The organism is Natronincola peptidivorans, assembly GCF_900111615.1.
Classification (GTDB): Bacteria; Bacillota; Clostridia; order Peptostreptococcales; family Natronincolaceae; genus Natronincola_A; species Natronincola_A peptidivorans.
This window is the reverse complement of sequence record NZ_FOHU01000001.1, coordinates 355,997-375,510: the sequence shown is the minus strand read 5'-3', so window position 1 is coordinate 375,510 and position 19,514 is coordinate 355,997. Positions and strand designations below refer to the sequence as shown.

Annotated in this window: 21 protein-coding genes and 1 other annotated feature; of the genes, 20 read left to right on the top strand and 1 reads right to left on the bottom strand. The window is 32.5% G+C overall.

The genetic code is table 11. The features are described 5' to 3' along the window. Nucleotides 1-9: 9 nt before the first annotated feature. The 11 genes from nifU (at nucleotide 10) to BMX10_RS01895 (ending at nucleotide 11,383) form a co-directional block, all read left to right on the top strand. The gene (gene nifU / locus BMX10_RS01940; RefSeq protein ID WP_170834650.1) at nucleotides 10-435 is read left to right on the top strand and encodes a Fe-S cluster assembly scaffold protein NifU; all 426 of its coding nucleotides are present in this window, start codon (nucleotides 10-12) and stop codon (nucleotides 433-435) included. A gap of 156 nt (nucleotides 436-591) precedes the next feature. Next, nucleotides 592-1,698: a tRNA 2-thiouridine(34) synthase MnmA gene (gene mnmA / locus BMX10_RS01935; protein ID WP_090438452.1), complete on the top strand. Its 1,107-nt coding sequence runs from the start codon at nucleotides 592-594 to the stop codon at nucleotides 1,696-1,698. A gap of 169 nt (nucleotides 1,699-1,867) precedes the next feature. Then, a complete protein-coding gene (locus BMX10_RS01930) occupies nucleotides 1,868-2,416 on the top strand; it encodes a PRC-barrel domain-containing protein (RefSeq protein ID WP_090438449.1) in 549 nt (182 codons plus the stop codon). Nucleotides 2,417-2,483: 67 nt separating this feature from the next. Then, a complete protein-coding gene (locus BMX10_RS17880) occupies nucleotides 2,484-2,654 on the top strand; it encodes a hypothetical protein (RefSeq protein ID WP_170834633.1) in 171 nt (56 codons plus the stop codon). 173 nt (nucleotides 2,655-2,827) lie between these two features. After that, a complete protein-coding gene (locus BMX10_RS01925) occupies nucleotides 2,828-4,060 on the top strand; it encodes an AI-2E family transporter (protein ID WP_090438446.1) in 1,233 nt (410 codons plus the stop codon). A gap of 72 nt (nucleotides 4,061-4,132) precedes the next feature. Then, nucleotides 4,133-4,361, top strand: a binding site (T-box leader). A gap of 56 nt (nucleotides 4,362-4,417) precedes the next feature. Next, nucleotides 4,418-7,060 carry an alanine--tRNA ligase gene (alaS, locus tag BMX10_RS01920; RefSeq protein WP_090438442.1) on the top strand — a complete coding sequence of 881 codons (2,643 nt, stop codon included), beginning with the start codon at nucleotides 4,418-4,420 and terminating at the stop codon, nucleotides 7,058-7,060. 120 nt (nucleotides 7,061-7,180) lie between these two features. Beyond that, nucleotides 7,181-7,447: an IreB family regulatory phosphoprotein gene (locus BMX10_RS01915; protein WP_090438439.1), complete on the top strand. Its 267-nt coding sequence runs from the start codon at nucleotides 7,181-7,183 to the stop codon at nucleotides 7,445-7,447. Between the two features lie 2 nt (nucleotides 7,448-7,449). Continuing rightward, entirely contained in the window at nucleotides 7,450-9,624 is a 2,175-nt protein-coding gene (locus tag BMX10_RS01910; protein ID WP_244272601.1) for an alkaline phosphatase family protein, read from the top strand. 40 nt (nucleotides 9,625-9,664) lie between these two features. Next, nucleotides 9,665-10,615, top strand: coding sequence for an aldo/keto reductase (locus BMX10_RS01905; protein ID WP_090438436.1), 951 nt, complete (start codon nucleotides 9,665-9,667; stop codon nucleotides 10,613-10,615). Between the two features lie 11 nt (nucleotides 10,616-10,626). Continuing rightward, nucleotides 10,627-11,043 carry a Holliday junction resolvase RuvX gene (gene ruvX / locus BMX10_RS01900; RefSeq protein ID WP_090438433.1) on the top strand — a complete coding sequence of 139 codons (417 nt, stop codon included), beginning with the start codon at nucleotides 10,627-10,629 and terminating at the stop codon, nucleotides 11,041-11,043. A gap of 73 nt (nucleotides 11,044-11,116) precedes the next feature. Then, nucleotides 11,117-11,383, top strand: a complete 267-nt coding sequence (locus tag BMX10_RS01895) for a DUF1292 domain-containing protein (RefSeq protein WP_090438430.1) — start codon at nucleotides 11,117-11,119, stop codon at nucleotides 11,381-11,383. A gap of 21 nt (nucleotides 11,384-11,404) precedes the next feature. On the opposite strand, the gene BMX10_RS01890 is transcribed toward BMX10_RS01895, so the two are convergent. Then, a complete protein-coding gene (locus tag BMX10_RS01890; protein ID WP_090438428.1) occupies nucleotides 11,405-11,857 on the bottom strand; it encodes a hypothetical protein in 453 nt (150 codons plus the stop codon). A gap of 110 nt (nucleotides 11,858-11,967) precedes the next feature. Between BMX10_RS01890 and sfsA the strand changes: the two genes are divergently transcribed. From sfsA to udk, 9 genes are all read left to right on the top strand, one after another. Beyond that, nucleotides 11,968-12,666: a DNA/RNA nuclease SfsA gene (gene sfsA / locus BMX10_RS01885; RefSeq protein WP_090438425.1), complete on the top strand. Its 699-nt coding sequence runs from the start codon at nucleotides 11,968-11,970 to the stop codon at nucleotides 12,664-12,666. A 227-nt stretch (nucleotides 12,667-12,893) separates the two neighbouring features. Beyond that, entirely contained in the window at nucleotides 12,894-13,328 is a 435-nt protein-coding gene (locus BMX10_RS01880) for a Fur family transcriptional regulator (protein ID WP_170834632.1), read from the top strand. Between the two features lie 222 nt (nucleotides 13,329-13,550). After that, entirely contained in the window at nucleotides 13,551-15,215 is a 1,665-nt protein-coding gene (locus BMX10_RS01875) for a ribonuclease J (RefSeq protein WP_090438422.1), read from the top strand. A gap of 113 nt (nucleotides 15,216-15,328) precedes the next feature. After that, nucleotides 15,329-15,628 carry a LysO family transporter gene (locus tag BMX10_RS01870; RefSeq protein WP_090438419.1) on the top strand — a complete coding sequence of 100 codons (300 nt, stop codon included), beginning with the start codon at nucleotides 15,329-15,331 and terminating at the stop codon, nucleotides 15,626-15,628. Further along, nucleotides 15,618-16,217, top strand: coding sequence for a LysO family transporter (locus BMX10_RS01865; RefSeq protein ID WP_090438415.1), 600 nt, complete (start codon nucleotides 15,618-15,620; stop codon nucleotides 16,215-16,217). The genes BMX10_RS01870 and BMX10_RS01865 overlap by 11 nt, the downstream gene beginning before the upstream one ends. Before the next feature lie 100 nt (nucleotides 16,218-16,317). Beyond that, nucleotides 16,318-16,659: a YlbF/YmcA family competence regulator gene (locus BMX10_RS01860; protein WP_090438412.1), complete on the top strand. Its 342-nt coding sequence runs from the start codon at nucleotides 16,318-16,320 to the stop codon at nucleotides 16,657-16,659. A gap of 203 nt (nucleotides 16,660-16,862) precedes the next feature. Then, the gene (locus tag BMX10_RS01855; RefSeq protein WP_090438408.1) at nucleotides 16,863-17,519 is read left to right on the top strand and encodes an O-methyltransferase; all 657 of its coding nucleotides are present in this window, start codon (nucleotides 16,863-16,865) and stop codon (nucleotides 17,517-17,519) included. A 78-nt stretch (nucleotides 17,520-17,597) separates the two neighbouring features. Next, the gene (locus tag BMX10_RS01850; RefSeq protein ID WP_090438405.1) at nucleotides 17,598-18,839 is read left to right on the top strand and encodes a peptidase U32 family protein; all 1,242 of its coding nucleotides are present in this window, start codon (nucleotides 17,598-17,600) and stop codon (nucleotides 18,837-18,839) included. Beyond that, nucleotides 18,832-19,458, top strand: coding sequence for a uridine kinase (gene udk / locus BMX10_RS01845; protein WP_244272600.1), 627 nt, complete (start codon nucleotides 18,832-18,834; stop codon nucleotides 19,456-19,458). The genes BMX10_RS01850 and udk overlap by 8 nt, the downstream gene beginning before the upstream one ends. The last annotated feature ends 56 nt before the right edge of the window (nucleotides 19,459-19,514 follow it).

The window sequence follows — 19,514 nt, the reverse complement described above, 5'->3', positions numbered from 1 at the left end:
GATAAAGTAATGGATCATTTCATGAATCCCAGAAATGTAGGAGAAATAGAAAATCCTGATGCTGTTGGACAGGTGGGCAATCCCAAATGTGGGGATATTATGAAAATGTATCTAAGAATAGAAAACGATGTAATTACAGATGTAAAATTTAAAACCTTTGGATGTGGTTCCGCAATAGCTACCTCAAGTATGGCTACAGAAATAATAAAAGGTAAAACCATTAAAGAAGCATTAAGGTTAACAAATAGTGCAGTGGCAGATGCTTTAGATGGACTGCCGCCAGTAAAGATGCACTGTTCTGTTTTAGCTGAGCAGGCTGTAAAATCTGCTATTTATGATTATGCAACAAAAAATGACTTATACTTCGAAGAATTAGAAGGATTTGACCCAAATGAAGAGCATGATCATCATGATCATGGAGATGATCACTGTTAATAACATAACTTGTGAGGATTCTCATTAAGACTGATGAAATAATTAATAAAACCTAGACTGAAGAAAATCTTGTGACACACAAGGTGGAAAAAACCCAGTGCCCGCAGTGTATATGTAAATACGCAAGGGTGCTGGGTTTTACAAGTAACAAAGTAGATGGAGGTGGATACTTTGCAAAAAAACAATAGAGTCCTTTTAGGAATGAGTGGAGGAGTAGATAGTTCTGTAGCCGCTTACTTACTTAAACAACAAGGCTATGAAGTCATTGGAGTAACCATGCAAATTTGGCAGAATGCTGAGGAAAATGAAAATTCCGATGGTGGTTGTTGCTCTTTATCAGCAGTAGAAGATGCAAGAAGAGTAGCAAATTCATTAGATATCCCTTTTTATGTAATGAACTTTAAAGAAATTTTTAAGGAAAAAGTAATTGATTATTTTATAGATGAATATTTAAACGGAAGAACGCCTAATCCATGTATTGCCTGTAACAAACATATTAAATTTGAAGCCTTTTTGAAAAAAGCTCATGAGCTAGGTTGTTATTATGTAGCTACTGGTCACTATGCTAAAATAGAATTTGATGAGACAATCAAAAGATATCTACTAAAGAAATCTGTTACTGAAGAAAAAGATCAAACCTATGCATTATATAACATGAACCAATTACAGCTCAAGCATACACTAATGCCATTAGGATATTATAATAAAGATGAGATAAGAAGAATTGCAGAAAAATTAGACTTACCTGTAGCAGCAAAGCCTGATAGTCAAGAGATATGTTTTGTACCGGATAACAATTACGGAGATTTCATCAAAGCAAATAGTAGGCGAAAAATCTCTGAAGGAAATTTCGTTGATAAAGAAGGGAACTATTTAGGTAAACATAAAGGCATCATCTATTATACGGTAGGACAACGAAAAGGTTTGGGAATCGCCTTAGGGAAACCTGTATTTGTAACAGATATTTTAGTGGATAGTAACCAGGTAGTTTTAGGAGACAAAAATGATGTATTAGGAAGGGAATTGTTAGCTGATGAAGTTAATTTCATACCTTTTGCAGGTTTAGAGGATAGAAAAAAGGTATTGGTTAAAATTCGCTATAATGCCAAAGCGGAGGCCGCAACAATTTATGCAGAAAATCAAAATATTGTAAGAATAGTTTTTGATAAACCTCTAAGAGCTATAACACCTGGACAATCAGTAGTATTTTACAACAAAGATACTGTTATAGGTGGAGGAGTTATAGTGAAACAGATAAAATAACTACGTAATAACATCAGTTACGTAGTTTTTTTTAGAAGAAATTATAGTAAACAATGACTTATAAGTTAGGTATTGGTTACATTATTTATCTAAGTTAGAACAAAAATAAAATAAGACTTAATAAGTCTATGGATTGTCATAATGAAGCATACACAAATGAGGGATTATTATGATTAAAAGAAGTGAATTAATAGGCTTAGGCATTTCAAATGAGAAAAGCATACTACAGAATCATTATATAAAAGATATAATCTATGGAAAAAAGAAATTGAAGGTTTTAGGATTAATAGTTGGAGTATATGGATTCTCTAATAAACACCATAAGGTTATACCATATCATAAAATAAGAAATATTTCAGATGAAGGTATAAAGATTTTATCTGAAAAAGATATGATTACACCACATCAAATTCCAGAAATAGAAGAAGCATTGCAAAGACCAGTAAAAGTAATAGATTTTTCCATTTATGATTATGAAAACAATTTAATAGGCATTATAAAAGATACAATAATTGAAATAAAAAGCGGCAAAGTACTAGCCTTAGTTATTAGCGAAGGTGTATTAGATGATATAATAAAAGGGTATTCTGTTTTACCTATAGATTATAGCTCTCAATTTCATGAAGATCATTTGAGGGTGAATAAAGAAATGATAAAATCTATTTCACCTCAAGGTGGGGGTTTGCAAAAATTACTTGGTATAGATAAATTAAACTAGCAAAAAATATTATTGAGATACATTTATTTTATCCCGCTACTCTTTCAAAATTGAAAGGAGTGATGTCATGAAGAAAGAAACAATGGTTGGATTAATAACAGGTAGTCTACTAGGGGCAACAGTAGGAATGTATGCAGTTTCTAATATGAGTCCAAAAGAGCAGAAAAAAATGATGAAACGTGGAAGAAAAATGATAACAACAGCCGCTCATATGATGAGTGGAATGAATATGTTTTGATATAAAAGCAGCTATTAAGCTGCTTTTATATCATGTTTAAAGATAATTCTCTAATATAATCAAGGTGATGCTTATAGTTCTTGAGTTCTTGAGTTTTTAAATATTTATTTTTATGATAGGATGATAATGAGTATAATATAAATATACATAGAGAATTATTGGGGGATAGGATAATGGAAAACAATGCAATTGAGACTATTACGAGAAATATTCGTTCCATGGCAGAAGGAGCAGGATTTTCAGACTTTATTACTTTTTTAATTCAGCTTGTACTTTTATTATTACTTGGTTTTATGGTATATTATCTGATTCATATTGGCAATCAATATGTAGAGAAAAAAAACATAATTAATGTAGGGAAAAGACAAATATTAAAATTTACTTTTGTATTTTTAATACTGTTAGTTATTGTTTTTATGTTTAAAATACGAGGTTTATTATTACAAATATTAGGTCCTTTCATTATTGCTATAGTTATAGCCTACATATTAAATCCATTAGTACATTATCTAAGTAAAAAAGGGATCAAACGATTATGGGGTGTACTCATTGTTTATTTAACCATCTTTACTGTTTTCTTAATTCTTACTCTAACAATAATCCCCAAAATAACAGAAGAAGTAAAGAGACTTATGGAGGTAATGCCTAAATACAGTAATGATACCTATGATTATTTGCACGATCTATATTTGAAGTATAATAGAAATATTGAAAACCTCCCAACAGAGTTTGAAGGTATAAAAGATTTATTACAACTAAATATTCAAAGAATAGAAGGGTTAATTTTTGGTGCGTTAACCTCCATTACGAATATTTTTCTAAATATTTTTTCAAAGGTTATTGGGTTGATACTTATTCCTATTTTGTCCTTCTATTTTTTAAAGGATGCTGAAAAATTCAAGAGGAGCATAATGTTTTTACTTCCTAAGAAATCAAGAAATCATGTGATTAAAATAGCTAAGGATATAGATGAAGTATTAGGAAGCTTTATTAGAGGACAATTGACAGTAGCTGCATTTGTGGGTATTCTAACCACAATTTCAATGTTAGTACTAAAGGTTGAATTTGCTATTTTGGTAGGAATTATAGCAGGAATAGCCAATATTATTCCTTATTTCGGTCCTGTAATAGGAATCATTCCAGGGGTTATTTTTGCTCTTATGGATGGCCCAATAAAAGCATTTTGGGTTATCATTGTCTTTACCATCATACAACAAATAGAAAGTGGTATTATTGCCCCCAAAATAGTAGGGAAAAGTGTAGGGATTCACCCAGTATTTATAATCTTAGTCCTATTAATCGGTGGAAGATTTTTTGGTATTATAGGACTATTAATAGCTGTGCCCACAGCTGCAATTATAAAGGTATTAGGAAAACATTTAGTAAGTTACATAGCTAGATATTAGTTAACTATATAAATATGGTTATATATTGACAAAAAATAGGTTATTCTATATAATGCTAGTAAAAATAATAATTAAAAGGCTATGAAGAGAAGGAGTAATATACCTTGAGTCTGATAGAGAGGAGGTTCTTGGCTGGAAAACCTCTAGATAAAGTATATGAAGCAGTCTCGGAGCTATAATTTTGAAATAGTACAACTAGAGTAGAAATTATCGGTTGACCCGTTATCTTTTGGTTTTTCCTCTGAGGGACCGTTTAACACGGTAATTAGGGTGGTACCGCGAGAATACTCTCGTCCCTACAATAGTTTATGTAAGGATGGGAGTTTTTGTGTTTCACAATAAATGAGGAGGTATGACATGGAAAAAAAAGGATTGAATGAGATTAGGAAGATGTTTTTGGATTATTTTCACTTAAAGGGACATTTGGTAAGACCCAGTTTTCCACTGGTGCCTCAAAATGATAAAAGTCTATTATTGATCAATGCAGGAATGGCGCCATTAAAGTCCTATTTTTCAGGTGTAGAGGTTCCTCCCAGCAAAAGAATGGCAACCTCTCAAAAATGTATTCGAACAGGAGACATAGAGAATGTTGGTAGAACAGCAAGACATGCTACTTTTTTTGAAATGCTAGGTAATTTTTCTTTTGGAGACTATTTTAAAGAGGAATCTATTCTTTGGGCATGGGAATTTGTTACAGAGCATCTAAAAATGCCTGTAGATAAACTATGGGCATCCATATATTTAGAAGATGATGAAGCCTTTGAGATATGGAAAGAGAAGGTGGGCCTACCTGAAGAGAAAATAGTACGATTAGGGAAAGAAGATAATTTTTGGGAGATTGGACTAGGCCCCTGTGGACCCTGTTCAGAGATCTACTATGATCGTGGAGAAAAATATGGGTGTGCGAATGAAGCTTGTAAGCCTGGGTGCGATTGTGACCGATATATTGAATTCTGGAACCTTGTATTCACTCAGTTTGATAAGGATGAGGAAGGAAATTACAATCTACTACCAAATCCTAATATTGATACAGGTATGGGACTAGAAAGAGTTGCTTGCATAATGCAAGATGTAGATTCTATTTTTGAAATAGATACAATGAAGTATATATTAGATAATGTATGTACAATTACCAATAAAAAATATAATGAAGGAGATCAACAAAATATATCCCTTCGTGTGATTACTGATCATATAAGAGCAGTTACCTTTATGGTAAGCGATGGAATTCTTCCCAGTAATGAGGGTAGAGGCTATGTACTTAGAAGATTATTGAGAAGAGCTGCTCGACATGGAAAAACTTTAGGAGTAGAGAAGAGCTTCTTATATTTGCTTGTAGATACCATTATAAAAGTATTTGGAGAAACCTACACAGAATTAGAGGAAAAGCAAGACTATATCAAAAGAGTAATTCAAGTGGAGGAAGAGCGTTTTCAAGAAACAATCCATCAAGGCCTAGATATATTAAATCAATACATAGTAGAGCTAGAAACAGCAGAAAAAGATACATTACAGGGTCAGAATGCTTTTAAGTTATACGACACTTATGGGTTTCCTATTGACTTAACAAAAGAGATACTAGAAGAGAAGGGATTGAAGATTGACATCCAAGGCTTTGAGGAAGAAATGAGTCAGCAAAGACAAAGGGCAAGACAGGCAAGAAGTGGAGAAGATGTTGTAGGTTGGAAGGAAGATGTTTTTACAAAACTGAACAAAGAAATTGAAACAGAATTCAAAGGATATGAGAATTTAAAGGCAACTGGAAAAATACTAGCAATTGTTAAAGATAATGAGATTGTCAATGAAGCAGGAGTAGAAGAAGAAGCAATTGTGATTTTAGATGAAACCACTTTTTATAGTGAGGGTGGAGGTCAAGTAGGTGACGTAGGTAAAGTTTATAATGAAATTTTTGAAGGTAATATATTAGATACAAAGAAAGGGATAAACAATAGAGTTCATCATATTGTAAAAATTACTAAAGGCACCTTAGTTGTGGGAGATACTGTTACAGTAGAAGTGGATGAAAATGTCAGAAAAAATACTGCAAGAAATCATTCTGCAACCCATATACTACATAAGGCTTTAAAAGAAATAATAGGACAACATGTTCAACAGGCTGGATCTTTGGTAACACCTGAAAGATTAAGATTTGATTTTACTCACTTTGAAGGTTTAACTCTTGAAGAGATAGCCAAGATTGAAGAAAAGGTTAATCAACAAATATGGAATGCTGCACAAATAATAGTAATGGAAACCACTCCTAAAGAAGCGAAGGCTATGGGGGCAGAAGCTTTATTTGGAGAAAAGTATGGAGAAACTGTAAGAGTTGTAAAGATTGGAGACTATAGTACAGAATTATGCGGTGGAACACATTTGAAAAACAGTAGCGAAATAAGCATGTTCCTCATTGTTAGTGAAGGAGGCATTGCATCAGGAGTTAGAAGGATAGAGGCTCTTACAGGCATAGAAGCCTATAAATATGTAAAGAACCAACAAGGTGTATTGGAAAAAGCAGGAGAGCTTTTAAAAACCCCTACCAACAATATTATTAATCGATTAGAAACATTTATTAGTGAAAGCAAAGAAAAGGAAAGAGAAATAAGTAAATTAAAAGCTAAACTAGCCACAGGTAACGTTGATGAAATAGTTGCAAAGGCTAAAACTATTAATGGTACTAAAGTTATCATTGAGAAGGTGGAAGTAGAAGGTATGGAGGATTTAAGAAAAGTAGGGGATACACTCAAAGAAAAGATACAATCTGGCGTTATTCTTCTAGCCTCAGTCTCAGACGGAAAAGTAAATTTTGTTGCAACAGTTACAAAGGACATTGTAAATAAAGGTGTTCATGCAGGGAGTCTTGTGAAAGAAGCTGCTAAAATCACCGGCGGCGGCGGTGGTGGTAGACCCGATATGGCACAGGCTGGTGGGAAAAATTCAGAAAAAATCCAGGAAGCATTAGAAAAAGTAGAATCACTACTAAATAATCAATTAAATGGATAAAATAATAGAGCATGGATTTCCATGCTCTTTATTTTGGATTCACTACATTTATTAAAAATAATTGGAGGTTAGGCTATAATATGGTAAAATATTATTATAAAGAAGGAAAGGGGAATGAATATGGGGGATAAATTAAATTTAACCATGAAATTCGATCTAGATAAGGACAAGGAAAAACAAGCTAAGGCTGTTATTATAGAAGTATACAAAGCATTAGAAGAGAAGGGCTATAACCCAATTAACCAGTTTATCGGTTACATATTATCAGGAGATCCTACCTATATAACAAACCACAATAATGCTAGAAGTATAATAAGAAAAATAGAAAGAGATGAACTATTGGAGGAATTATTAAAAGCTTACTTAAAAAATAATAGGAGCGAATAAATTTGAAAATAAGCAAAAAAAACTGTATTATGGCAATTACAGCTTTTTTCATCTGTATACATATAAGTAATAGCTTTGCCTATAAAGTAAACGATGGCTTAGAAAAAAAAGTGATTATGCTTATAATGAATCGTGTAGATTTTTATGATTTATATAGCATGCCTCAAATAAGAATAATGATAGATAATGGCAGCATTGCTTTGATGAACACAAGGGCTGCAGGTGCAAATAATGAATTCAAATCATATGCTACAATAGGTTGGGGGACAAGAGCAGAGGCTGCTCAAAACACCTCAACCTTTTTTAATATCGAAGATAACAGCCTAGCTACCTATGAAAGAAGAGTGGGGGATAGTCCTCCAGAAACAGGGGTAATAAATACGAATATTAATAGCTTGATTCAACAGAACTTTAGAGGTGAGTACGGGGCGACACCAGGGGCATTAGGTGAGATATTAAGAAATAATGGCTATAAAACAGCTGTTTTTGGTAATAGTGATATGGAAAATAGCAAGCTTACAGCTGCTGGACTTATAGCGATGGACAATAAGGGTTATATCGATTATGGGAATGTTGAAGATACGCTAATTGAGGTAGCTAGCCATAGCCCATTTGGTATAAAAACAAATTATGATCTTTTACTAAATACACTGAAAGATATATATGCTAAAAGCAATTTTATTGTTATAGAAACTGGAGACACAAACCGGTTAGATAGATATAAAGAAAACTTAAATACTACTATGTATCAAAAACATAAAAAAGAGGTATTACAAAACATAGATTACTTTGTAAAAGCAATGATGGAATATATAGATATAGACAATACTTTAGTGATAATAGCCACCCCTTACCCTTCAGATGCTGCTGCATTAAAAGGAGAACGATTAACTCCGATAATTATCTATAATGGAGGCTTAGATAGGGGATTATTATGGTCTAGCACTACAAGGCGTACAGGGATTATAGGAAATGTAGATATAGCACCCACAATATTATCCTATTTTCAGTTAACCCCCCTTAATATGATTGGTAGAAAAATGATAAGTGTTGAAAGTAAAGATTCTATGGAAGTGATACATCAGCTAAATAAAAGAGTAGTTAATACATCAGTTCAAAGATACAGAGTTCTATATAGCTTTGCTGTCTTTCAAATGTTAGCCTCTGCATTAGCTCTATTAACAATAATATTTAGAAAAAGAATACCATCAAAAATATACACACCCATATCTTTGGTGTTAATCAGCACAATAATTGCGCCTTTTACTTTGTTGATATTACCAGTTTTTGGGGTGTTAAATATCACCTTAAATTATATTTTGTTAATAAGCATAACAGGATTGCTGGTCATTCTATTACACTTAATAGGTAAGAAGGCACCATTAAATATAATCTTGTATAGTACTTTATTAATTACTGTAGGTCTTATGCTGGATATAGTATTAGGGCAAAGTCTTATACAAAACTCATTATTAGGCTATGATCCTATCATTGGAGCAAGATATTATGGCATAGGGAATGAATATATGGGTGTCTTGATAGGCTCAACCTTAATCTTGTTAACAGCTTTAATGGAGAAGTACAGTTTTCATAAGTATTGTATTATACTTCTATTTCTAGGTTCTATTATTGTGATAGCTTTTCCAACTCTAGGAGCAAATGTAGGTGGAGGAATTACTGCGACTTTTACATATCTTTTCACTTCCATTAGACTTTTTGGAAAGAAAATAACCTTTAAAAAAATATTTTATATATTGTTGCTTGTACTAGTTATAGTGGGTATAATGTCAGTGATCGACTTTTTTTTCCTGCAATATAGAAGTCATTTAGCAGTTGCAATAGAACAAATTTTAACAAAAGGTCCAATCGTTATTTATGAAATTATTACAAGAAAGATAGCAATGAATATCCGAGTGATGGGAGTAACGGTTTGGAGTAGAGTTTTATTAAGCGGTATGCTGATTTTAGGGATACTATTTTATAGACCTGTAGGGGTGATAAAAAGCATTGCATCTAAGTATCCTTTCATAGCAATAGGTTGGAGCGGAATTATAGTAAGCTGCATTGTATCCTTCGCCGTCAATGATTCAGGAGTGGTGGCGGCAGCTACTACCATCATGTTCTTAACCACCTCCATATTATATTTTATTATGGATGCTATTTATATAGAAAAATAGATGCAATACTAAAACAAAAAGTTAAGATAGGATGAGAATTTTGGAAAAAAACAAATTAGGGAATACTTCCTTACTGGTATCAAAGTTATGCTTTGGTAGTCTTACTATGGGGCCATTACAGGCTAACAAATCTCCTAAAGAAGGTGCAAAACTGCTTCTACATAGCTTTGAAAAAGGCGTAAACTTTATTGATACTGCTGAATTGTATGAAACCTACCCCCACATAAGCGAGGCACTTAAAAGCTGGAAAAGAGATGAAATAGTTATTGCAACAAAATCTTATGCGTATTCAAAAAAGACTGCTGAAGATAGTCTTAGGAAAGCTTTAAAGGAAATGAATACTGATTATATAGATATCTTCTTATTGCATGAGCAAGAAAGTCAACATACACTAAGGGGTCATCAAGAAGCATTAGAATATTTCTTAGCTATGAAGGAAAAAGGTTTTATCAAAGCTATAGGCATTTCTACACATACGATTGCTGCTGTAGAAGCATCTTTAGCTATGAAGGAAATCGAAATATTACATCCTATTGTCAATAAAGAAGGCCTTGGGATTCAGGACGGTACCATAGAAGAGATGATAAAGCTATTGATAAAAGGTTATAATCTAGGAAAAGGTATTTATGGTATGAAGCCTCTAGGTGGAGGAAATCTACTAAAAAGCTTTAACGCATGTTTTGAATTTGTATTAGGGCTTTCATGTCTCCATTCTATAGCTGTAGGGATGCAAACGGTAGAAGAAATTGACGCTAATATAAGTATTTTTGAAGGAAAAGGGATAGAAGCGGAGCTACTAACGAAAATAGAAAACATAAATAGACAGCTTAAAATAGACTTTTGGTGTGAAGTATGTGGAAATTGCATGAGAGCCTGTAGTCACGGTGCCTTAGAGATTATTAATAACAAATTAATAATAAAACAAGAAAAATGTGTATTATGTGGTTATTGTTCAAAATGCTGTCCTCATTTTTGTATCAAGGTAATTTAGGAGGAATATAAATGACTCGGATTATGGCATTAGATGTAGGAGACAAGCGAATAGGCGTAGCGTTAAGCGATTTAATGGGATGGACAGCACAAGGGTTAGAAACCCTTACCAGGACAAATATAAAAAAAGACTTACAGAGATTAGAAGAAATAATTAGAGCAAATAATGTAAACAAAATAGTAGTGGGATTACCTAAAAATATGAATGGTACCTTAGGACCACAAAGTGAGAAAGTAATAGTGTTTGCTGAAAGGTTAGAAAAACGTACAAATATTGAAATTGTTTATTGGGATGAAAGACTTTCTACAGTATCGGCTGAAAGGTCTTTAATAGAGGCTGATGTTAGCAGGAAAAAAAGAAAAACAGTGATTGATAAAGTAGCATCTACCTATATTCTACAGAACTATCTTGATAGTATAAATAAATAAAAAGGTGTTTTTTCCCAAAGTTTAGTATATAATACATTTATGTACTTAAAATCTATAAATAGGAGGGATTATTATGCAAGAAAATGAAAATATTATAACACTAGTAGATGAAGAAGGACAAGAACAGGATTTTGAGGTCATGATGACTTTAGATGTAGAAGAGAAGGAATATGCTATTCTGTTACCTGTAGACGCTGGAGAAGAAGAAGATGCATACATCTTTAAGGTAATAAACGAAGGTAACGATGAATACACACTAGTGGCGATTGAAGATGATGAAGAATATGAAAATGTAGTGGCAGCTTATGAAGCGATTGTAGATGAAGAAGAGATACAATAATCTAAGAAATAGATGGACTGCTTAATAGGTCCATCTATTTTTTTTATTAATAGAAAAACTTGAAATTAATGCACCAAAAAAGCTAGCTGATCCTAAAAATGTAAAAATATAACTACTTAGGCGAGTGTCCATTCCTCTTAAACCAACACCAGATTTAAAAACAATTGGAGGAAGTGCTAACAAACGGTCAAAGCCTAAGAAAAAATATAATAATGCAATGACAGCAACAGGGAATATTATGGTACCACCAGTAGAAAATAAGGGGTTTAGAAAGCGTCTATAATTTTTGATGCCCTTAATGTAGCCTATGATAGCTCCTAAAACAGAAAAAATTGGATAGATATAGGCAGGATGGAGAATAGATTGTATTTCTGGTAAAAACTCAAGAGCTAAAATAGAAAGTGTCATTCCTAGGATAAAACCTAAGAAAAGTCCGTGAATCATATTTAAAAAGAGATAATAATTATTTTTCACAATAGGTACCCCCTAAAATAATAAATATTTTCTAAGACAAATAAGAAATATATCTATAAATATGGAAATAATATTATATAGCTTTAGTATAACTAAAGAAGGTGAAAATTATGAAAATAAATATTGAAGGTAATAAAATAATAGGAATTTTTCTACGTCGAGTAAATAGGTTTATTGCAGAAGTTAACATCAATAATCAATTAGAGATAGCACACGTAGCTAATACTGGTAGAATGAAGGAGCTGTTAACCACTGGAGCAAAGGTGATTTTAAGAGAAATAAATGAGCCTCATAGAAAGACGAAGTATGACCTGCTCATGGTATATAAGGAGGATATACTAGTTTCTATTGATTCAAAGCTACCTAATTCCCTCTTGCAGAGAGCTTTTATAGAAAAGGCCGTTCCATATTTTGAAGATTTTAATCATGTTAAAAGAGAAGTCACTTTTGGAAATAGCAAATTTGACTTCTCTCTCTCAAATGAAAAGGAATCAGCATTGATCGAAGCCAAGTGTGTAACCCTAGTTAAGGAAAATAAAATAGCATCTTTTCCTGACGCACCCACTGAGCGTGGAAGAAGGCATATTTTAGAGCTTATAGAAGCTAAAAAACAGGGTTTTAGAGCAGCGGTTTTTTTTATTGTGCAGAGAGCTGACTCAAGACTATTTACCCCTAACGAGGAAATGGACAAAGCCTTTGCTGAAGCAGTAGCATTAGCAAAAACAGAAGGTGTTGAGTTTTATGGTTATAGTTGCGATGTTACTATAGATTCAATAGCATTAAAGGAGAGGTTAAAAATAATTTTTTAATGAAATGAAGGTGTATTAGAAGGGTGAAATAGAGAAGAATCTCATAGAAACTCTACTTCACCTAATTAAAAAGTTCTCGCCTATCCTAAGTAAGTGTAGAGGGAAGAGCTTTATACTTTTAAAAAAAAATCACAACAAATAATAATTAGAAAAGATTGACAAAAAATAATAAATAGATTATACTATTACTTGAAAAGTATTATTATTTGAGAAATGAAGGTGGTATTGTGGAGAATGTAGTAGAACTGATGAAAGAAAAATTAAAAGAAAAAGGATACAAGCTTACCCCTCAAAGAAGAGCTACACTAGATGTTATTATTGATAGTCAAGGTAAACACTTAAATACTGAAGAAATATATGATTTAGTAAAAGAAAAATGTCCAGAAATTGGTTTAGCAACTGTATATAGAACATTACAATTACTAGATGAAATGGAAGTAATTTTAAAAATAAATCTTGATGATGGCTGCAGTAGATATGAATTTAATACTCATGAAGATGACCATCAACATCACCATTTGATTTGTCAAAATTGTGGCAGCATAACAGAAGTAGAAATTGACTTATTAGAACAATTAGAGGAAGAAATCGAAAAAAATCATGATTTTCATATAAAAGATCATAAAGTTAAATTTTTCGGCATTTGTTCTAAATGTAAATAGTCTTGCGGATTTCTGCAAGGCTTTATCTATGTTTATTTTTTAAATTAACTTTTAAAAGTAAAACCTTTAGGTTAAAATACATATATCTATTATTTATTTGATTAAAGAGTAGTGTATAATAGTAATTTTAATATATGTTTGTTGTGGGAAAAAATAAGTATCAATGTACGGATGCAAGTAATAATACAAAAATTTATGTAGAAATAAAAGGAGTGATTATTTTTGGGTAGAAAACCAACAAAAATTAGAGTAGTACCATTAGGTGGTCTAAAGGAAATTGGCAAAAATATGACGGTTATTGAATATCGAGATGAAATGATTATCGTAGATTGTGGCTTAAGTTTTCCAGAGGACGAAATGTTAGGAATAGATATTGTTATTCCTGATATCACATATATCGAGAAGAATAAAGATAAAATTAAGGCTATCGTACTAACCCATGGTCATGAAGATCATATAGGGGCGCTACCTTATGTACTAAAGAAGATAAATGTACCCGTATATGGAACACGACTTACTTTAGGATTAGTAGAAGTAAAACTGAAGGAACATAAGCTTACAGATGTTCACCTGCAGAGAGTAGATGCTGGCACAACAATTCAATTAGGTCCTTTTGAAGTTGAGTATATAAAGAGCAGTCATAGTATTCCAGATGCATGCGCAATAGCTATACACACATCATTAGGTGTGATTTTACACACAGGAGACTTTAAAATTGATTATACACCAATTGATGAAGAAATGATTGATTTGCAAAGAATTGCAGAACTAGGCAAAAAAGGTATATTATTGATGTTAGCAGATAGCACCAATGTTGAACGTCCAGGAACCACTATGTCAGAAAAAAATGTTGGTATAACTTTTGAGAATATATTTGGAGGAACAAAAAGTAGAATCATTGTTGCAACCTTTGCATCTAATGTTCATAGAATACAACAAATAGTTAATGCAGCATATAAACATAATAGAAAGATTGTTATATCGGGAAGAAGTATGGTAAATGTATCCTCTGTAGCTCAAGAGCTTGGTGCATTGACGGTACCTGAAGGATTGATTATAGATGTAAATGATATAGATAAATACGATGATCATGAGATAGTAATCATTACTACAGGCAGCCAAGGAGAAGCTATGGCAGGTTTATCAAGAATGGCAACCTCTGACCATAGGAAATTAGATATACGTGCAGGAGATACGGTGGTGATTTCCGCAACGCCTATTCCAGGTAATGAAAAAACAGTAAGTAGAGTGATTAATCAATTATTTGAAAAAGGTGCAGATGTAATTTACGAAAGCTTAGCTGAAGTACATGTTTCAGGACATGCTTGTCAAGAAGAATTGAAGCTAATGCATCGTCTAGCAAATCCAAAGTATTTTATACCGGTTCACGGAGAATATAGACATTTGAAACAGCATGCAAAATTAGCAGAAAATCTAGGAATGCCAAAAGAAAATATCTTTACTATACAGAATGGTAATGTTGTTGAAATTACAAAGGACTATGCTAAGTTAGCCGGCAATGTTCCTTCTGGTCATGTATTAGTAGACGGTTTAGGTGTAGGAGACGTTGGAAATATTGTTTTAAGAGACCGAAAGCATTTAGCTGAGGATGGACTAATGGTTGTCGTTGTTACATTAACAAAGGAAAATGGAAAAATTGCAGCTGGCCCAGATATTATTTCTCGTGGATTTGTTTATGTAAGAGAATCTGAAGATTTGATAGTAGAAGCTAAGCAGGTGGTTAAAAGTGCATTAGATATGTGCGAACAGCAAAACACAAGAGAATGGTCAGTTTTAAAAAGCTCTATTAGAGATGTACTAAAGGATTTCCTATATACAAAAACAAAACGTAGACCAATGATTTTACCAGTGATAATGGAAGTATAAGATAAGCTGAAACTCACCTACTTACTTTAAGAATGGTGAGTTTCAATATATACCGTATTAAAACAAAAAAGATAGATATTAGAATCTTGAATAGCTGAAAGGTGGGACATATATTGAATATTTTACTTTATCTAGTCATCCTATTATTAGGAGCATATATTGGTTACAAAAATCTATTAAATGATTTTTTGTCAAAAAATATAGGAGATATTCAAAACTATGCTTTATTTTTATTACTGTTTATTATGGGAATAAATATAGGAGTAGATGATAATGTTATAAAATACTTTGGTGTAATAGGATATCAATCAGTTGTACTTGCAGTTTTCTCAATTATATTTAGCATCCTAATGGTAAAACTTGTAGCAAAGACGATAACAACAGAGGAAGAAGGGGTAGAAAATGACGGGTAGAATCATCCTTTCAGTTGCATTAGGTATTATTATCGGCATTTTTGTATTTCCCCAAGCTGCTGAAGCCTATATGGGTATAATGATAGACATTGGACTATGTTTATTACTATTTTTTGTAGGAATTGATATAGGAAAGCAAGGTAATATCTTAAAAAAAATAAAGAAAATGGGTTTTAAAGTATTATTAGTACCATTGATGGTTGCAATAGGAAGTATTAGTGGTGCAATTCTAGGGGGTTTACTTCTTGGACTACCTATAAATGAAGCAGGTGCAATTGGAGCCGGTTTTGGCTGGTATTCCTTATCGGCCATTGAATTGTCAAAGCATAGTGCAGAGCTAGGAGCATTAGCTTTTATCACTAATATTTCTAGAGAAGTTATTGCACTTATTAGTATACCTTTCATTGCAAAATATATTGGTAGATTGGAAGCAATTGCACCAGCAGGGGCTACAGCAATGGATACGACATTACCAGTTATCTCAAGATCTACTGATGGAAATATAGCTGTTATTGCCTTTATAACTGGCGTAGCACTTTCTTCATTAGTTCCAATTCTTGTACCCACCCTTATGATTATATTAAAATAGAAAACATAAAAAAGTACTAAATTATAGCTAGAAATAAGTTTAACGCATACAAATATAATGATGTCTATAATAGTCATGATTAAATGATAGGAGGTATACAATGAATGTTTATGATGATGCTCATCAGTTGGCAAATTCATTAAAAGGAAGCAACCAATACCAAGACTATAAAAAATTGGAAAAGAGAGTGAAGGAAAACCCACAAAACAAAACCATGATTGAAGATTTTAGAAAGCGCCAAATAGAGATTCAAGGTCTTCAAATGATGGGGCAGGAGGTTGAGGAAAGTAAAATGAAAGAATTGCAGAATCTCCATAATACATTAATGCAAAATCCGCTAATAGCAGAATTTATCCATGCAGAGTATAAATTAACACAGATGATGGGAGATATATATAAAATTCTAGGAGATGCATTAGAACTAGATATTGATGGTTTATAATAATAGAAATAAGACAAGTTACAAGGTGGTTTTTTATAGCTGCCTTGTAAATTTTTTCTATTCATAATATAATAAAATTTGATAAATTGGGACATGCTCTATAGGAGTTATGGGAAAGAATATAAGAAAACAGAATAATAATGGATACACATTAATACTTGGTATTACCACGTATTAATTTATTTATGAGGGAGATGTACTGAGTGAACTATATTATTGAAGAATCTGTGGAAGAATATATTCGAAAATTATTGCCCCAACAACAAGAACTATTAAATGAAATAGAAAGTTATGCAACACAAAACCATGTTCCCATTATACAAAAAGAAGTAGCAGCATTACTAAAAATATTGACAAAGGCTTCAAAAAGTAAAAAGATATTAGAAATAGGAACCGCCATTGGGTATTCAAGTATAATATTATGTCAATCAGCTGGCGAAGGCGGGTTTGTTACTACTATTGAAAGAGATGAAGAACGAGTACAACGGGCAAGATTAAATATTGAAAAGGCTAATCTGAGCCATCATATTCGAATAATTGAGGGTGAGGCTCAAGATGTATTAAATTTTTTAGATGCTAAATATGATTTGATATTTCTTGATGGTGCAAAGGGACACTATAAAGAAATGTTGCAAGACTGTATTAACCTTTTAGAGGTTGGTGGTTTGTTAGTTTCTGATAATATTTTGTTTAAAGGTATGGTTGTAAATGATAATTTAGTTATCAAAAGAAAAAGAACCATTGTCAATAGAATGAGGGAATATTTACAATACATATGTAACCATCCACAATTGGATACTTCAATTATACCAATAGGAGATGGCTTGGCTATAAGCTATAAAACGAAACTAAATTCATAGGGATATTACTTCATCTCAATACTGGTTACATTAACTTCAAAGCAATATACCTAAGAATAGAAAGTTGGAGGAATTAACATGCAAAAAGTTGAACTATTAGCTCCTGCAGGAGACTTGGAACGCCTTAAAATTGCAGTAATATATGGCGCAGATGCTGTTTATGTAGGAGGACAAATATTTGGTCTAAGGGCAGCTGCAAAAAATTTCACCCTAGAAAGTTTAAGAGAAGGGGTAGAATTTGCCCATAGTAGAGGTGCAAAAGTTTATATTACCACCAATATTATTCCTCATAATGAAGACATGGAACAACTACCAAATTATTTAAAAGAAATAGAAAAAATTGGAGTGGACGCAGTTATTATATCCGATCCAGGAACCTTCTCGTTGGTTCAAGAAACTGTGCCTAATATGGAAATACATATAAGTACGCAAGCTAATAATACCAATTTTAGAACTGTAAACTTCTGGCACAAACTAGGAGCAAAAAGAGTAGTAATGGCAAGAGAACTTTCCTTTGAAGAAATAAAGGAAATTAGAGATAATACACCTACAGACTTAGAGCTAGAAGCTTTTATACATGGAGCAATGTGCATTTCCTACTCGGGAAGATGCTTATTAAGTAATTATATGACTGGTCGAGATGCTAATCGAGGAGAATGTGCTCAGCCTTGTCGATGGAATTATCATTTAGTTGAAGAAAAGCGACCGGGGGAATATATGCCGATTTATGAAGATGAAAGAGGTACATATTTTATGAATGCAAAAGATCTATGTATGATTGAATATATACCTCAAATCATTGAGTCAGGCATTTATAGTTTGAAAATTGAAGGAAGAATGAAAACAACATTTTATGTAGCAACTGTTGTGAGAGCTTATAGAATGGCAATTGATAGCTACTACAGCAATCCGGAGAAATGGATATGCACAACAGATTTGTTACAGGAAATAAAGAAAGCCAGTCATCGAGATTATACAACAGGATTCTATTTGAATAAACCTGATGAAAAAGCACATATCTATGGCGAACAATCCTATGTTAGAGGGTATAGCTTTATAGGAATTGTTAAAGATTATGACGAGGAAACTCAAATAGCTACTGTTCAACAAAGAAACCGTTTTTACGCTGGAGATACTATAGAAATCATTGGGCCACAAGAAAAAGTCTTAAAAATAACTATTGAAAAAATGTGGGATGAAGAGGATAATGAAATAGAAGTAGCGCCTCACCCAAAGCAAATTGTTAAGTTTAAAATTGAGGAAAAAGTTGCACCATATTATATTCTTAGAAAAGAAAGGGATGAAGAAGAAAGTGAATAGGCCGATTCTCATTGGTATAAGCGGGGGGACGGGATCGGGGAAAAGTACAGTTGCCAGAGCTATCTTTAAAAGTCAACCAGAGAAAAATATTGCTATCATTCAGCAGGATTCTTATTACAAGAATCAGTCACATTTGACCTTTGAAGAAAGAATTAAAACCAACTACGACCATCCTTTAGCCTTTGATACAGAACTGTTAATAAATCATTTAAAAGCACTGTTAAATAATAGACCGATATTAAAGCCAATATATGATTTTGAAAAACATACAAGAAAAAATGAGACAGAAGCTCTTGAGCCTAAAGATATCATTATATTAGAAGGTATTATGATATTGGATGATCCTATCTTAAGAGGAATGCTAGATATAAAGATATTTGTAGATACTGACGCTGATGTAAGAATTATACGAAGAATTGTTAGAGATATTAATGAAAGAGGGAGAACATTAGAATCTGTTATAGAGCAATATTTAACTACTGTAAGACCTGCACACCTTCAATTTGTTGAACCAAATAAAAAGTATGCAGATATTATTATTCCTGAAGGAGGATTTAACCAAGTTGCCATAGACATTATGGTAGCAAAAATTCAATCTATTGTTGATAGAAAGAAGTAATAAAAACGAAAGGTTTAATCTCCTGTATAATTGGTGATAATAAAAAAAAAATACAG

What these genes read in the sequence shown, in the direction of transcription:
- nifU (WP_170834650.1), top strand. Translation starts at nt 10, where the DNA reads ATGGATCATTTCATGAATCCCAGAAATGTAGGAGAAATAGAAAATCCT.
- mnmA (WP_090438452.1), top strand. Translation starts at nt 592, where the DNA reads ATGGAGGTGGATACTTTGCAAAAAAACAATAGAGTCCTTTTAGGAATG.
- BMX10_RS01930 (WP_090438449.1), top strand. Translation starts at nt 1,868, where the DNA reads ATGATTAAAAGAAGTGAATTAATAGGCTTAGGCATTTCAAATGAGAAA.
- BMX10_RS17880 (WP_170834633.1), top strand. Translation starts at nt 2,484, where the DNA reads ATGAAGAAAGAAACAATGGTTGGATTAATAACAGGTAGTCTACTAGGG.
- BMX10_RS01925 (WP_090438446.1), top strand. Translation starts at nt 2,828, where the DNA reads ATGGAAAACAATGCAATTGAGACTATTACGAGAAATATTCGTTCCATG.
- alaS (WP_090438442.1), top strand. Translation starts at nt 4,418, where the DNA reads ATGGAAAAAAAAGGATTGAATGAGATTAGGAAGATGTTTTTGGATTAT.
- BMX10_RS01915 (WP_090438439.1), top strand. Translation starts at nt 7,181, where the DNA reads ATGGGGGATAAATTAAATTTAACCATGAAATTCGATCTAGATAAGGAC.
- ruvX (WP_090438433.1), top strand. Translation starts at nt 10,627, where the DNA reads ATGACTCGGATTATGGCATTAGATGTAGGAGACAAGCGAATAGGCGTA.
- BMX10_RS01895 (WP_090438430.1), top strand. Translation starts at nt 11,117, where the DNA reads ATGCAAGAAAATGAAAATATTATAACACTAGTAGATGAAGAAGGACAA.
- sfsA (WP_090438425.1), top strand. Translation starts at nt 11,968, where the DNA reads ATGAAAATAAATATTGAAGGTAATAAAATAATAGGAATTTTTCTACGT.
- BMX10_RS01865 (WP_090438415.1), top strand. Translation starts at nt 15,618, where the DNA reads ATGACGGGTAGAATCATCCTTTCAGTTGCATTAGGTATTATTATCGGC.
- BMX10_RS01860 (WP_090438412.1), top strand. Translation starts at nt 16,318, where the DNA reads ATGAATGTTTATGATGATGCTCATCAGTTGGCAAATTCATTAAAAGGA.
- BMX10_RS01850 (WP_090438405.1), top strand. Translation starts at nt 17,598, where the DNA reads ATGCAAAAAGTTGAACTATTAGCTCCTGCAGGAGACTTGGAACGCCTT.